The organism is Rhizobium leguminosarum (assembly GCF_010668065.1).
Taxonomy (GTDB): Bacteria; Pseudomonadota; Alphaproteobacteria; order Rhizobiales; family Rhizobiaceae; genus Rhizobium; species Rhizobium leguminosarum_S.
Window position 1 is genome coordinate 45,741 of sequence record NZ_WUEN01000005.1, and the last position, 13,509, is coordinate 59,249.

A 13,509-nucleotide genomic window follows, 5' to 3' on the forward strand; every position below is an offset into this window, starting at 1 on the left:
TCTCAACTCCCTGAGGCCATCATCGGCGCATTCGCCTTTTCGACCGCGTCAAAAAATTCATCGATCTTCGCGACGCTTTTCACGCCAGGCGCAGTTTCGACTCCCGACGAGACGTCGATACCCGGTGCCTTGGTGATGAAAAGCGCCTCCGCGACATTGTCCTTGTTCAACCCGCCGGAAAGCATGTAGTCGACGCTACCGTCAAGCCAGCTGAGAAGGCTCCAATCGAAGGAAATACCGTTGCCGCCAGGCAGTTCCGAACCCTTCGGCGCTTTGGCGTCGAAGAGGAAACGGTCGGCGATGCCGATATAGGCCTCGACGCGCTTCAGATCGTCTGCCGTGCGGACCGAAAAGACCTTCATCACAGGCAGACCATAGAGCGCCTTTATGGTCAGCACATGTTCGGGGCTCTCGTTACCATGAAGCTGGAGCATATCCGGCTTCAACAACGATACGATCTCGTCGAGTTCGTCATTGGTTGGATCGACGACGACGGCGACGATCTTCGCCTTGCCACGCGCAGGTTCGGCCAGTTTTGCTGCCAGGTCCGGCTCGATGTAGCGCGGGCTCTTTTCGAAGAAGATAAAACCGATATGCGTCGCGCCGCGCTTCAGCGCGCGATCGACAGCCTCAGGCGTCTTCAAACCACAGATCTTGATATCCGGTCTCATGGCAGCGAAGTGACACGAAATGCGGAAAGAGTCGAGCCAATTTGCGACGGACACTGAATTTAGCGCGGCTCTCGGCTAGAGCGCCGCGCGTCCAAAGGACGCTCTATCACTTTAAATCTGCACATAATGCTTTCCGAAAAATCGATTCCGGTTTTCGGGGTTATGCGCTAGTCGAAATCGATGGCATGCAACTGGCTGCCATGCCGCTTGAGCCAGGACTTCGCCTCCTCCATACCGGGGCAAAGCTTACGACAGAGGGCCCAGAAGTGCGGGCCGTGGTTCATTTCCTTGAGGTGGGCGACCTCATGGGCGGCGAGATAATCGATCACCGAAGGCGGCGCCATGACGATACGCCAGGAAAAGCTCAGATTTCCCTCCGACGAGCACGAGCCCCAGCGGCTGCGGGTATCCTTCATCGAAATCGAGCGGATCGGCGCCCGGATCGTTGCGGCGTGCATCGTCGCCAGTCTTGCGAGATCGGCGCGGGCCTCCTTCTTGAGAAAGGCCGCAATGCGCCGTCCGACATGTTCCGGCATGCCGCTGACGCGCAACACCGGGATGCCGTCTATGGACACCGCCTCCGTCAGCCCGCGCAAGCTGCCGCTATGCTGGATGCGATGGGAAACGCCGCGAAGGAGGATTTCGCCGCCGTCGCGCAGACCGGTATCGGTCGAAAACTTGGCAAGCTTGGTGAGCAGCCACCCCTGGTGACGATCGAGGAAGGCATTGACCTCACGCGCTGCAAGGCCTTTCGGCACCGTCATCTTCAAGGCGCGGCCACCCGGTTCGATGCGCAGCGTGATGCGTGTCGCCCGGTCATGCTGCTTGATCGTCAGCGGCATGAGCCGGCCGGCGACGTCGAGCGTCCGCATTTCGGGCGGAGCCGGCTTTAGCGCCTTCGACCTTGTTTTCAGAAGCGAGAACATGCGTGTTTTCTATACGATTCGCCGGCAAATCTAAATGATCGGCGGAAGGGCGGACATGGAAAAACCGGCATCGCGAGATGCCGGTCATCAATTCATCGTTCAGGCGTTTACGGCGTCTGATATTCTGCGACCGGACCGTTGTCATCGCGCTTGGCGTTCCTGCGGTCACGCATGAAGCGGTCGAACTCTTCCTGATCCTTGGCGCGGCGGAGCTCGCGCAGATAGGAGTCGAATTCCTCGCGCATTTCGTCAAGCTTGCGGCGCTCTTCCTCCATCCGGTCGAGTTCGGCCTTGCGCCAGTCGTCGAAGGCGACGTTGCCGGTCGAAAAATGCGGGCGGTGACGGCCATGCGGGCGGCGGCAGGAGGCAAAGAAGCCATCGGTCGCCTGGTTGACGTCACGCTTGAAGCCGCGCAGACGGTCGCCGAAGATGATGTAGGCAAGCATGGCAAGACCCAGAGGCCAGAAAACCATGAAGCCGAGAATCATCAGGGCAATGGTAGCCGGAGTCCAATCCGGTCGAAGCAATGCTGACTGGTTCATCGTGCGGGTATCCCTCGCTTTCCGCGCCCGGCAGAATACCGAACGCTGAAATCGATGTGGTTACCGCAATAACCGCCTTCAAGACGATTGCCCGCGAAATCGGACAAGGCCTTGAATCCGTTTTGCTAATTCAGCTATCCATGATTCAGCCCGCCCGGCCGCCCTTGATGACACGCGGGACCGGAGGCTTAACGGCAGAACGCGAATGCTGGCGGACGAAATCGATGATGCGCGGCGCGATCTCGCGGCGGAAACGCGAACCATTGAAAACACCATAATGGCCGACATCCGGCTGAAGATAGTGCATGCGCATATCTTCGGGAATGTTCACGCAGATGGTCTGCGCCGCCTTTGTCTGGCCGACCCCTGAGATATCGTCATTCTCACCTTCGACGGTCAGCAGCGCCACGTTGCGAATTGCTGATGGATCGACGCGTTTACCGCGATGCATCAGTTCGCCCTTCGGCAGCGAATGCTTGATGAAGACCTCCTCCACCGTCTGCAGATAGAATTCGGCGGTCAGATCCATGACAGCGAGATATTCGTCGTAGAAATCGCGATGTCTTTCCGGCTCGCCGTCGTTCTTCACGAGATGCATGAAGAACTCCTTATGCGCGACGAGGTGGCGATCAAGATTCATCGACATGAAGCCCGAAAGCTGCAGGAATCCCGGATAGACCGGTCGCATGAAACCCGGCTGCGGCCAAGGCACGTTCATGATGACATTGTCGGAGAACCACTGCAGCGACCGCTCCTGAGCGAGCTTGTTGACCGCCGTCGGGTTGATGCGCGTGTCGATCGGGCCGCCCATCAGCGTCATCGACGCCGGCGATAGCGGATCCCTGGCTTCTTCCATCACGGCAGCGGCTGCCAGCACCGGAACGGAAGGCTGACAGACGGCGACGACATGCGTATCGTGACCAAGGAAATGCAGCATCTCGATGACGTAGTCGACGTAATCGTCGAAATCGAACGTGCCTTCCGTCATCGGCACCATGCGGGCGTCGATCCAGTCGGTGATGTAGATATCGGCACTCGGCAGCAGCGCCTCGACCGTGCCGCGCAGCAGCGTGGCATAGTGGCCGGACATCGGCGCGACGATCAGAATGCGTGGATCATTGCCGCGGACGGCTGGAACACTGCGGGCGAAATGCAGAAGATTGCAGAAGGGTCGCGACCAGACGACCTCTTCGCGGACGGAAACCGTCTTGTCACCGATCGTCGTCTGCTTCAGTCCGAATTCCGGTTTCCCGTAGCGGCGCGTCGTGCGTTCGAACATTTCGAGACTTGCCGCCATCGTCCGGCCGAACGGCGTGTGGGAGAACGGGTTCATCGGATTGGCATAGGCAAATCGCATGATATCGGCCGCGGCGCGAAACGGCGCCATGGCGGCATGGTTCAATTCATAAAGCTGATAAAACATTGGAAGGCGCCACCTTTCTCTATCGAAAAGATGACACCGATTGAGAGGCATCGACTCTTTTCGTAACGCGGGCACGTCGCGCAGACTAACAGGTTTTTGTTGCACAGCAACATGGGCGTACCAGACCCACACAAGAAATGCCGTAGAATTGACCTGCGGCATCATAATCGACCTGAAAACTTAAGTTTCTCAGCAAGAAGGGTCGTTAACGATCCGCTACAAAGGTCTGCTTCTGCGTGCCGAGACCTTCGATGCCGAGTTCGACCACGTCGCCGGCCTTGAGATAACGCGGCGGCTTGAGGCCCATGCCGACGCCCGGAGGCGTGCCGGTCGAGATCACGTCACCGGGGTGCAGCGACATGAACTGGCTGAGGTAGGAGACGAGGAAGGCAACCCCGTAAACCATCGTCTTCGACGAGCCGTTCTGCATCTTCTGGCCGTTGACCGTCAGCCACATGCCGAGGTTCTGCGGTTCGGGAATTTCATCCTTGGTCACGAGCCAGGGGCCGATCGGGCCAAAGGTGTCGCAGGATTTGCCCTTGGTCCACTGACCGGAACGCTCAGTCTGGAAAGCGCGCTCGGAAACGTCATTGGAAACGCAATAACCGGCGACATAATCCAGCGCTTCGGCTTCCGTCACATATTTGGCGGTTTTGCCGATGACGACGCCGAGCTCGACTTCCCAATCGGTCTTTTCCGAACCGCGGGGAATGATGACATTGTCGTTCGGTCCGACGATTGCGGATGTTGCTTTCATGAAGATGATCGGCTCGGGCGGCACGGTCGCACCGGTTTCGGCAGCATGATCCGAATAATTCAAGCCGATGCAGATGAACTTGCCAGTGCCCGCGACGCAGGCACCGATGCGGCCAGGTGCGATTTCCGGAAGGCTCGTCGGATCGATCGCCGCTATCTTTGCAAGGCCTGCCGGTCCGATCGCTTCACCGCCAATATCGGCGACATGACCGGAGAGATCGCGGATCTTGCCATCGGCATCGAGAAGTGCTGGTTTTTCACTCCCTGCTTCGCCAACACGCATCAGCTTCATGGAATTCCTCCTCATCGAAAACGGATTTGCAGCCACCTATGAACGAATTATTCATCGGTGTCATTACGGCTTTGTCGGGAAGCGGTACGGCTTTGCCGCGATTCGGATGATTTTCTGCCGAAAACCGCCCGTATCTTTCGGCATCATGCTCTAAAAATTTCCGCCAGATCCGGGCCGGAGGGAATGATCTTCGTCGGATTGAGGCTTTCGATCGAATAGTAGCCACGCTTGATATGATCGAGATTCACCGTTTCACCGATGCCCGGCCAATCCAGCATTCGGCGGCAGACGGCGCGCAGATTGGCATAGTCGGAAAGCCGGCGCAGATTGCATTTGAAGATGCCGTGATAGGCGACGTCGAAGCGCACGAGCGTTACGAAAAGCCGGATATCGCTCTCGGTGGGATGATCGGCGAAGAGAAAAGACCGGCCCTCGAACTGCTGCTCGACCCAGTCGAGGCAGGCAAAGACATCGGCAAAGGCTTCTTCGTAGGCGATCTGCGTGGTGGCGAAACCGGCGCGGTAGACACCGTTGTTGAGGGCAGGATAGATGCGATCGTTGAAAGCATCGATCTCGGTACGCCTCTCCGCCGGGTAAAGATCGATCGGATTTTTTGCCAGACCGCCGAAGCCGCTGTTCAGCATACGCAGAATATCGGCGGATTCATTGTTGACGATGGTCTTTTTCTGCTTGTCCCAGATAACCGGCACGGTGGCCCGGCCGGTGAAATCGGGTGCTGCCCTGGTATAGATTCATGCATATAGGTTACGCCGTTGACGTGATCCTCCGTCGCGCCGGGATAATCACCGAAGCGCCAGCCCTGCTTGCCCAGCAGCGGCTCGACGACCGAGACGGAGACGACGTCTTCCAGGCCCTTGAGCTTGCGGCCGATCAGGGTGCGCGAGGCCCAGGGGCAGATATAGGCGACATAGAGATGGTAACGGCCGGCGCTGGCTGCAAAGCCGGCTTCGCCGGTCGGCCCGGCGCTGCCATCCGGGGTCACCCAATTGCGGAAACTCGAGGTCTGGCGGACGAAGCCGCCCTTTTCGTCCTTTGCCTGAACGGGCTGCCAGTCTTCCGTCCATTTTCCGTTCACCAGCATGCGCACCTCCCCCGATCGATTGACGAAATGGTTCATTATCCTGCTTGGACGCCGGCGTGAGGCCGCTTTTATGAAGACAGTCTGTACACCCAAACTGCGACGATGCTGCGCTTGCCAAGCCGGTGAAGCAGGAAATATGTCTCTGCTATACAAAATGACGTGGAGTTCGAAATGCATCTCTCGAAGGCCGTTGTGCGGACCGAACATGCAAGCCGCTACCTCCAGCAGCTCTGCAAACACTGGAGTCACAAGTTCAGCGTCGATTTTGATCCTCTGAAGGGCCGGGTGCCGTTCAGCGATACGGCCGAGGTAACGTTTGCGGCCGACGATGCGGCGCTGACCATGACACTTTCCGTCGCCGATCCCTCGCAACAGGAAAGGATGCAGCACGTCATTGACGATCATCTGAAGCGCTTCGCCTTTCGCGAAGAACTCGACATCGTCTGGTCGGACTAAGCCCAGCCCCCGATCCAAATTTTCTGCCCCAAACCGTGGAACAAGCATGACGAAGAGCAATCACCGCGAATCCGACTATCCAATCGATCCGATGTTTCTCGACCGCTGGTCGCCGCGCGCCTTCACCGGCGAAATCATCGAGGAGACGCAGCTGCTCGGTCTGCTCGACGCCGCCCGTTGGGCGCCGTCCTCGGCCAACCACCAGCCCTGGCGCTTCATCTATGGCCTCAAGGGTTCGGAGCATTGGGAGAAATTCGTCGCTTTGCTCAACGATTCCAACCAGGAATGGGCCAGGAACGCATCGGCGCTGATCTTCGTCGTGTCGCGCGCCTTTACCGGGGCTGCCGGCTCAGCTGAGGAAAAGCCGAGCTACACCCATCCCTTCGATGCCGGTGCAGCATGGGGGCATCTGGCGATCCAGGCGCGCCTCTCCGGCCTTTACGCCCATGGCATGGGCGGCATCAAGCATGAAGAAATCAGGCAGGCTTTCGCCATTCCCGAGGGATACCGGGTCGAAGCAGGCGTCGCCATCGGCCGCCTGGCCGACAAGAGCGTTCTTTCCGAACGCAATCAGGCGCGCGAAATCCCTAGCCAGCGCAAGCCGCTCTCGGAGATCGCCTTCAATGGGCGCTTCGTCGCGAATTGAGCGAAGCCAAGGGTCAAGCAGATATCGGGCAAACGAAAGCCCCGCCGTCCTAAAGATAGCGGGGCTATTTATTCCTGAAATATCAATTAGATATCGAGGTTTGCAACGCTCAGCGCATTCTCCTGGATGAATTCGCGCCGCGGCTCGACTTCATCGCCCATCAGGCGAGCAAACAGGCCATCGGCATCGGTGGCATCATTGACCCTGACCTGCAGCAGCGAGCGCACGTTCGGATCGAGCGTCGTTTCCCAGAGCTGCTCGGCATTCATTTCGCCAAGACCCTTGTAGCGCTGCATGGTGAGGCCCTTGCGGCCGCTTGCGAAGATCGCATCCAGCAAGGCGCGCGGGCCAGAGATTTCGACGTCGCCTTCGCGGCGATGCAGCGACGGCGGCGTCTGATAGATTTCCTTGAGGCGTGCCGTCAGCTGGTCGATATGACGGGCATCCGAGGAGCCGATCAGCGCCATGTCGAGCACGACGAGTTCCCTGACGCCGCGGACCATGCGCTCGAGGCGCAGACCGCCATCGGTTGTCACATCGCCCCGCCAGCCGCGCTCGGTTTCCTCGGCGATGATGTCGAGGCGCCCAGCCACTTCGTTTGCCAGCGCCAGCGCTCTCGCCGGGTCGCTGGCGAGCTCGGCATTGAGCGCGCCGGCGATCGCCGCTTGTTCGACGGCGGAACGATTGTAGCGCGAATGGAGATTGTCGAGCAGCGCGCGCATGCGCAGCGCATCGAGGATGACCTCGCGCAGATCCTGGCCGGCGCGTACTTCGCCGCTGCCGAGCCTCAGCGAAGCATCTTCCAGGCCCTGGCTGATGAGATATTCTTCCAGCGCCTTCTCATCCTTCAGATACTGCACCGACTTGCCGCGCGAGACCTTATAGAGCGGCGGCTGGGCGATATAGAGATGACCGCGCTCGATCAGTTGCGGCATCTGGCGGAAGAAGAAGGTGAGTAGCAGGGTGCGGATATGGGCGCCGTCGACATCGGCGTCGGTCATGATGATGATCTTGTGGTAGCGCAGCTTTTCGACGTTGAACTCGTCCTTGCCGATGCCGGTACCGAGCGCGGTGATCAATGTGCCGATTTCCTGGCTCGACAGCATCTTGTCGAAACGGGCACGTTCGACGTTCAGGATCTTGCCGCGCAGCGGCAGGATCGCCTGGTTCTCGCGCGAGCGGCCCTGCTTGGCCGAACCGCCGGCAGAATCGCCTTCGACGAGGAAGACTTCCGATTTTGTCGGATCACGCTCGGAGCAGTCGGCAAGCTTGCCCGGCAGCGAAGCGATATCGAGTGCGCCCTTGCGGCGGGTCAACTCGCGGGCCTTGCGGGCCGCTTCGCGTGCGGCGGCTGCCTCGACGACCTTGCCGACGAGGATTTTGGCTTCGCTTGGATGTTCTTCGAACCAGGTGCTCAGCGCCTCGTTGACGAGACTTTCGACAACAGGACGGACTTCCGAGGAAACGAGCTTATCCTTGGTCTGCGAGGAGAATTTCGGATCCGGCACCTTGACCGACAGAACCGCCGTCAGCCCTTCGCGGCAATCTTCGCCCTGCAGCGTTACCTTTTCCCTTTTGGTGATGCCGGAACTGTCGGCATAGGAAACGACCTGGCGCGTCAGCGCCGCGCGGAAGCCGGCCATATGCGTGCCGCCGTCGCGTTGAGGGATGTTGTTGGTGAAGCAGAGCACATTCTCATGATAGCTGTCGTTCCACCACATCGCGACTTCGACGGTGATGCCGTCCTTTTCGCCGTGGATGGCAACCGGTTTGTCGACGAGCGACTTCTTGGCGCGGTCCAGATAGGCGACGAAAGCCTCGAGGCCGCCGTCATAACGCAGTTCTTCCTGCTTGATGTCGGAATGGCGCTTGTCGGTCAGCAGGATGCGGACGCCTGAATTCAGGAAGGCGAGTTCGCGAAGGCGATGCTCCAGCGTGCCGTAGTCGAACTCCGTCATCGTGAACGTGCCGGTGCTCGGCATGAAGCTCACTTCCGTGCCGGTCTCATTCGGCGCGTCGCCCGTAACCTTCAGCGGAGCATCGGCCACGCCATGGGTGAAGCTCATTTCATGGATCTTGTCGTGACGGCGGATCTTCAGCTTCAGCCAGACGGACAGCGCGTTGACGACTGAGACGCCGACGCCGTGCAGGCCACCGGAAACCTTGTAGGAATTCTGGTCGAACTTACCGCCGGCATGGAGCTGCGTCATGATGACTTCGGCAGCCGACACGCCTTCGCCGGTGTGAATATCCGTCGGAATGCCGCGACCATTGTCGGTGACGGTCACCGAGCCATCCGGATTGAGGGTGACGGTGACGATGTCGGCATGGCCGGCAAGCGCTTCGTCGATCGCGTTGTCGACGACTTCATAGACCATGTGATGCAGGCCGGAGCCGTCGTCGGTATCGCCGATATACATGCCGGGGCGTTTGCGCACGGCATCGAGGCCCTTCAGAACCTTGATGGAATCTGCGCCATATTCGGTGCTTACGCCGTTTTCCGTCGCGGATGTATCGCTCATTCTGTCGATATTTTCCCTGTTGTCGTAAAGCTGCGGCGCGCCTTGCGAATCACCGGCTTTCTTCACTCTCGTATATAGGTTTTTTGAACCCAGTTCCCAATGGCAAGCCCCTAAAACAAGGCATAAAACAGGGGATTATGACGCTTTTCCGTCGCCTTTACCGCCATTTTCGAGAAGAGCCGATAGCCGGCCTATCTCCGCACTGTCAAGGTTGCGAATCCGACGGGCCAGCCGGTTGGCAAATTCGGTATATTCGGGGGGCAGGCCGGAGGTATCGATCACGACGCGCGGGTCGGAAGAGCGGGCGAGCAGGAACAGTTCCTCGGCCTCATCCCAGATGATGTTGAAATAACCGGCGATGCGCTGCAGCAGATCGAATGTCGGCAAACCACGCTTTCCATGTTCGAGCGCCGAGAGATAGGCAGGAGAGACATTCAGTGCTTCCGCCATCTCCTTCTGCGAGACGCCCTTACGCGCCCGCAACCTGCGAACCGCCTCTCCGAAGGGTGTCATGGCCTTTCCCCATGCCGTCGCGACAGGCGAATGTAGAGCGCGCCCTCACCGCCATGATGCTGTGCAGCCGACTCATAGGAGGAAATCAGGTAGCGGAATTCCGGCTTCGAGAACCAGAGAGGCACAGCCCGCTTCAGCGCGCCCTCGCTGCCCATGGAGCTGCCCTTGCCGGTAATGACCAGCACATGGCGCATGCCGCGCTCGTGGGCGCGGATCAGGAAATCGAGAAGGATGGCATGGGCCTGGCTCTGCACCAACCCGTGCAGGTCGATCCGCGCTTCGAGCGCCAGCCGGCCCTTGGCGATCTTCCGCTTGACCGGCTTTTCCAGCGGGTGATGCACCCCGGCCGATGGCTTTGCCGTTGACGGTGCTGTCGGCTGCAGCGGCATGAGAATGGTGGGCGTCTGCTTTTCCTGTTCCCTTTCGGCCGCCGCCTCGGCCTCGGCCAGAAAGGCATCGAGTTCGGTCAACGCTCCCGCCTTGCCGGGCATCGGCCGCGTGCTGCGGGCAACCTTGCCCCAGAGGATCCTCTCATCCGCACTCAGCTTGCGATCCCTGGCCATCAGTCGAATCTTCCGGCGGCGGCATTGGGAATGAGGATGGCGAAATCCGCGTCGTTGCGGACGGTGCCGGCACTTTCCCCGGCCATATCCCCCGAGCCGGTGAAGATATCCCCGCGCGCCGGCCCGACGATCGCCGAACCGGTATCGAGCGCCAGCATCAGCCTGCGGAACGGCCGGCCCTGGTCGAGATGGGTGAGGCTTTCGGCGCGAATGAAAAAGGGAAAGCCGAAGGTATGGATCATCCGGTCGACCGCAAGCGCGCGCCCGGCGAGAAGCGGCACCTTGGCGGCGGCGATCGGACCTGCCTGCGGATCGGCAACCGGTGCATCACGGAAGAAAATATAAGAGCGGTTATGCCACAACACTTCATCGACGCGCTCGGGATTGCGCGCCAGCCAGGCCCGGATCGCCTGCATCGAAATCTCCGCCCGATCGATCTCGCCGCGCTCGATCAGCAGCTTGCCGATCGCCGAGAAAGCGTGGCCGGCCTTCGCGGCATAGGTGATGCGGCCGATACGACCATCCTGATAACGCAGGCGGGCAGCACCTTGCACATGCACGAAGAAGACATCGACCTTCGACTTCGCCCAGGCGATTTCGAGGCCGCGGCCCTCGAGAAACCCCTGATCGATGGCGCGGCGGTCCGGGTAGGCAGTGACGTGGCCCTCATGCAGACGGCCGAAAGCATAGGCCTTGTCGAGCCCGGCGGGGCGATTGGCGTCATCGAGATCCATCAGATCGTCCGGACGCCGGTAGAAAGGAAAACGGAAAATTTCGTCCGGACGCTCAGACACGTCGATATCAGGTTCGTAGAAGGCGGTGACTAAGCCGGAATTGCCGTCGTTGCGGCGAATCAGAAAGGGCCGACAGTGCATCTCGAAAAAAGCGCGCGCCGATGCCGGAGATGACGGGGTGAAATCTTCGGCGGCGGCGAGAAGCGGAAGCAGGTCTTCCGAGCTCAGGCCCAGCGATCCGGTGCGGTACGGTTTGACATCGGTGATCTGCCGCCGGCAGCTTCGCATGACTTCAAAAAGGCCGGAGGGATCATCATCCTTCCAGCCTTCCAGAGTGTCGAAGCTTATGGCCTGCAGGACGAAGTCCGATGCGTGGTCACTCATGTTCCGATTCGGTCGCCACGAGTTTCCAGTTCGGATCGCGCGAGCGGGTGTCGCGGGCGAAGGTCCAGACGTCGTTGACCTCGGCGACGTTTTCGGCGTCGCCCTCGATCAGAACGTCGGCTTTGTCGTAGGTGGCCGATATCAGCTGGCTGGCAATGCGCACGGTGATCTGTGCTTCGCTGCCCTTGGTCTCCGCATGGGTGATCTCAGCCTTGTCGATGCCGACGAAAGTGGATTTCACCTTCTCGCCCCGGGCTTCGCGCTCGCCGATCGCCGCATCGAAGCCGTCATAGACTTCGCGAGACAGCAAGTTCTTCAGCGTTTTCCGGTCGCCATCCGCATAGGCCATGACGATCATCTCGTAAGCCATGCGGGCGCCGTTCAGAAACTCCTTCGGGCTGAAGGCGGGATCGGCCTTGTTCAGCGCACGCAGTGATTCGTTGAGCGGTGTTCCGGGCGCCGCGAAAGCATCGATGGCGGCGAAGCGATCCTCATCCTCCGTCGTTGCATCGCGCCGCGGCAGCGTTACGACCTTGCCGGCATCAGCGGCTTCGGCCGGAGCCGCATCCCGCGGCGTATAGAGATCGCGCGGCGGCTTCTCATTTCCTGTACGGCGCCCGAGCACGGAGCGGAGCTGAAAGAAAATCAGCACAGCCGCTACCAGGAAAAATAATGTGATGAAGTCGTTCGAACTCATATCGTATCGCAGCCGCCGTTAACATCTCTGATTTGTACTCCCATATAGTCTGCCTATACAGATGATTCAAATGATCGCTGGCATCTTCGCCGGCGCCAAGAGGAGACCGGCGAGCCCGGGACATGACCGACATGCGTTTTTCGATCCTGCCAGCCTTCATTCTGCTGCTGCCGTTCGCCGAAATTGCCGGTTTCGTCGTCGTCGGCCAGGCTATCGGATTGTGGCTGACGCTTGTTCTCGTCATGCTGGGTTTCGTTCTCGGCGTGGTTCTGCTGCGCCGGCAGGGAATCGGTATTTTGCGCCGCATGTCGAGCGAAGGACGAAATGGGGTGATGCCGGGCCGCGACCTGCTACGGCCGGCGATGAACGTTATCGCCTCGCTGCTCCTGATCATTCCTGGCTTCCTCACGGATATCATCGCGATCCTCATTCTCATTCCGCCGGTGCGCGATCTCGTCTGGCGGGCGATCGCCAAACGCTTCGTCGTCGTCAATGCCAAGGGCGGCTCTTCCTCCGGTCCGCAACCCGATTTCCGCGACCGCAAGCCGAACTCGAAAGTGGTCGATCTCGATGAGGAGGACTATCATAGAGAGCCGGATCGCAACTCGCCGTGGTCCGGCAAGCATCTTGGCGATTGAGGCACTGCGGCTGATCAACCGAGCCAAGCGCCCAGGGTTGTAAGCCCTTCCCTGAAATGTTAGATGGCGGCACCATTCCCATGCCCCTCGAGGAAAAGCCAATGGCAGACGATAACAACAGCAACGGTGCGGCTAACCCCACCCTTTCGATCCTTGCGCAATATACCAAGGATCTGTCCTTCGAAAATCCAGGTGCGCCGCGTTCGCTGCAGGCCCGCGACAAGGCGCCGACGATCAACATCAATGTGAACGTCAACGCCAACCCGCTTTCCGATACGGATTTCGATGTCGTGCTGTCGCTGAATGCCGAAGCCAAGGACGGCGACAAGACGGTTTTCCATGCCGAACTCACCTATGGCGGCGTTTTCCGCGTTGCCGGTTTCCCGCAGGAACACATGCTGCCGGTTCTCTTCATCGAGTGCCCGCGCATGCTCTTCCCCTTCGCCCGTCAGATCATCGCCGACGTCACTCGCAACGGTGGTTTCCCACCGCTGATGATCGACCCGATCGACTTCACGCAGATGTTCGCTCAGCGCGTTGCCGAAGAACAGGCCCGCGCCAAGGTTCAGGCCGTTCCGAACTGACCAGGTTTTTCTTGTCTGAAATGCGGATGCCCGGGCTGGTCCCGGGCATTTTCAATTGAG

The 13,509-nt window shown here is 59.7% G+C and carries 14 protein-coding genes and 1 pseudogene; 4 read left to right on the plus strand and 11 right to left on the minus strand.

From position 1 onward, the window contains the following. Positions 1 to 2: 2 nt before the first annotated feature. The 6 genes and pseudogenes from GR198_RS15560 to GR198_RS15585 all read right to left on the minus strand — a co-directional run bounded on the left by GR198_RS15560 (position 3) and on the right by GR198_RS15585 (position 5,712). Entirely contained in the window at positions 3 to 671 is a 669-nt protein-coding gene (locus GR198_RS15560) for a phosphoribosylanthranilate isomerase (RefSeq protein WP_024322892.1), read from the minus strand. Between the two features lie 167 nt (positions 672 to 838). Beyond that, positions 839 to 1,597: a M48 family metallopeptidase gene (locus tag GR198_RS15565; protein WP_164069216.1), complete on the minus strand. Its 759-nt coding sequence runs from the start codon at positions 1,595 to 1,597 to the stop codon at positions 839 to 841. Between the two features lie 107 nt (positions 1,598 to 1,704). Next, the gene (locus GR198_RS15570) at positions 1,705 to 2,139 is read right to left on the minus strand and encodes a DUF2852 domain-containing protein (RefSeq protein WP_017962639.1); all 435 of its coding nucleotides are present in this window, start codon (positions 2,137 to 2,139) and stop codon (positions 1,705 to 1,707) included. 145 nt (positions 2,140 to 2,284) lie between these two features. After that, positions 2,285 to 3,562 carry a polyhydroxyalkanoate depolymerase gene (locus tag GR198_RS15575; RefSeq protein ID WP_017989872.1) on the minus strand — a complete coding sequence of 426 codons (1,278 nt, stop codon included), beginning with the start codon at positions 3,560 to 3,562 and terminating at the stop codon, positions 2,285 to 2,287. A gap of 205 nt (positions 3,563 to 3,767) precedes the next feature. After that, entirely contained in the window at positions 3,768 to 4,610 is an 843-nt protein-coding gene (locus GR198_RS15580; RefSeq protein ID WP_164025933.1) for a fumarylacetoacetate hydrolase family protein, read from the minus strand. Between the two features lie 143 nt (positions 4,611 to 4,753). Next, positions 4,754 to 5,712 (minus strand): annotated as a pseudogene (locus tag GR198_RS15585) (glutathione S-transferase family protein). A 171-nt stretch (positions 5,713 to 5,883) separates the two neighbouring features. On the opposite strand from GR198_RS15585, the gene GR198_RS15590 reads away from it, so the two are divergent. Both GR198_RS15590 and GR198_RS15595 read left to right on the plus strand, forming a co-directional pair. After that, entirely contained in the window at positions 5,884 to 6,168 is a 285-nt protein-coding gene (locus GR198_RS15590; protein WP_164025930.1) for a DUF2218 domain-containing protein, read from the plus strand. A gap of 46 nt (positions 6,169 to 6,214) precedes the next feature. Further along, positions 6,215 to 6,814, plus strand: coding sequence for a nitroreductase family protein (locus tag GR198_RS15595; protein WP_164069217.1), 600 nt, complete (start codon positions 6,215 to 6,217; stop codon positions 6,812 to 6,814). 86 nt (positions 6,815 to 6,900) lie between these two features. On the opposite strand, the gene gyrB is transcribed toward GR198_RS15595, so the two are convergent. The 5 genes from gyrB to GR198_RS15620 all read right to left on the minus strand — a co-directional run bounded on the left by gyrB (position 6,901) and on the right by GR198_RS15620 (position 12,227). Continuing rightward, positions 6,901 to 9,336 (minus strand): DNA topoisomerase (ATP-hydrolyzing) subunit B, encoded by a 2,436-nt coding sequence (gene gyrB / locus GR198_RS15600; RefSeq protein ID WP_113546780.1) that lies wholly within the window; start codon positions 9,334 to 9,336, stop codon positions 6,901 to 6,903. 135 nt (positions 9,337 to 9,471) lie between these two features. Beyond that, positions 9,472 to 9,849, minus strand: coding sequence for a helix-turn-helix domain-containing protein (locus tag GR198_RS15605; protein WP_003544097.1), 378 nt, complete (start codon positions 9,847 to 9,849; stop codon positions 9,472 to 9,474). Continuing rightward, a complete protein-coding gene (locus tag GR198_RS15610) occupies positions 9,846 to 10,412 on the minus strand; it encodes a Smr/MutS family protein (RefSeq protein ID WP_164069218.1) in 567 nt (188 codons plus the stop codon). Before GR198_RS15610 ends, GR198_RS15605 begins: the two co-directional genes overlap by 4 nt. Beyond that, the gene (gene mltA, locus GR198_RS15615; protein ID WP_164069219.1) at positions 10,412 to 11,530 is read right to left on the minus strand and encodes a murein transglycosylase A; all 1,119 of its coding nucleotides are present in this window, start codon (positions 11,528 to 11,530) and stop codon (positions 10,412 to 10,414) included. The genes GR198_RS15610 and mltA overlap by 1 nt, the downstream gene beginning before the upstream one ends. Next, positions 11,523 to 12,227 carry a Tim44/TimA family putative adaptor protein gene (locus tag GR198_RS15620; protein ID WP_003544090.1) on the minus strand — a complete coding sequence of 235 codons (705 nt, stop codon included), beginning with the start codon at positions 12,225 to 12,227 and terminating at the stop codon, positions 11,523 to 11,525. Before GR198_RS15620 ends, mltA begins: the two co-directional genes overlap by 8 nt. A 131-nt stretch (positions 12,228 to 12,358) precedes the next feature. Here GR198_RS15620 and GR198_RS15625 point away from each other — a divergent pair, with 131 nt between their 5' ends. Next, complete coding sequence (locus GR198_RS15625; protein ID WP_032984621.1) at positions 12,359 to 12,865, plus strand: FxsA family protein; 507 nt, start codon at positions 12,359 to 12,361, stop codon at positions 12,863 to 12,865. 101 nt (positions 12,866 to 12,966) lie between these two features. Beyond that, on the plus strand, positions 12,967 to 13,449 hold the full coding sequence (gene secB / locus GR198_RS15630) for a protein-export chaperone SecB (RefSeq protein ID WP_003544086.1): 483 nt from the start codon (positions 12,967 to 12,969) through the stop codon (positions 13,447 to 13,449). Positions 13,450 to 13,509 lie beyond the last annotated feature (60 nt).

Excerpts from the sequence above, each read along its gene's own strand:
- gyrB (WP_113546780.1), bottom strand. The coding sequence starts at position 9,336 with ATGAGCGATACATCCGCGACGGAAAACGGCGTAAGCACCGAATATGGC.
- GR198_RS15590 (WP_164025930.1), top strand. The coding sequence starts at position 5,884 with ATGCATCTCTCGAAGGCCGTTGTGCGGACCGAACATGCAAGCCGCTAC.
- GR198_RS15620 (WP_003544090.1), bottom strand. The coding sequence starts at position 12,227 with ATGAGTTCGAACGACTTCATCACATTATTTTTCCTGGTAGCGGCTGTG.
- GR198_RS15605 (WP_003544097.1), bottom strand. The coding sequence starts at position 9,849 with ATGACACCCTTCGGAGAGGCGGTTCGCAGGTTGCGGGCGCGTAAGGGC.
- GR198_RS15580 (WP_164025933.1), bottom strand. The coding sequence starts at position 4,610 with ATGAAGCTGATGCGTGTTGGCGAAGCAGGGAGTGAAAAACCAGCACTT.
- GR198_RS15610 (WP_164069218.1), bottom strand. The coding sequence starts at position 10,412 with ATGGCCAGGGATCGCAAGCTGAGTGCGGATGAGAGGATCCTCTGGGGC.
- GR198_RS15625 (WP_032984621.1), top strand. The coding sequence starts at position 12,359 with ATGCGTTTTTCGATCCTGCCAGCCTTCATTCTGCTGCTGCCGTTCGCC.
- mltA (WP_164069219.1), bottom strand. The coding sequence starts at position 11,530 with ATGAGTGACCACGCATCGGACTTCGTCCTGCAGGCCATAAGCTTCGAC.
- secB (WP_003544086.1), top strand. The coding sequence starts at position 12,967 with ATGGCAGACGATAACAACAGCAACGGTGCGGCTAACCCCACCCTTTCG.
- GR198_RS15570 (WP_017962639.1), bottom strand. The coding sequence starts at position 2,139 with ATGAACCAGTCAGCATTGCTTCGACCGGATTGGACTCCGGCTACCATT.
- GR198_RS15575 (WP_017989872.1), bottom strand. The coding sequence starts at position 3,562 with ATGTTTTATCAGCTTTATGAATTGAACCATGCCGCCATGGCGCCGTTT.
- GR198_RS15560 (WP_024322892.1), bottom strand. The coding sequence starts at position 671 with ATGAGACCGGATATCAAGATCTGTGGTTTGAAGACGCCTGAGGCTGTC.
- GR198_RS15565 (WP_164069216.1), bottom strand. The coding sequence starts at position 1,597 with ATGTTCTCGCTTCTGAAAACAAGGTCGAAGGCGCTAAAGCCGGCTCCG.
- GR198_RS15595 (WP_164069217.1), top strand. The coding sequence starts at position 6,215 with ATGACGAAGAGCAATCACCGCGAATCCGACTATCCAATCGATCCGATG.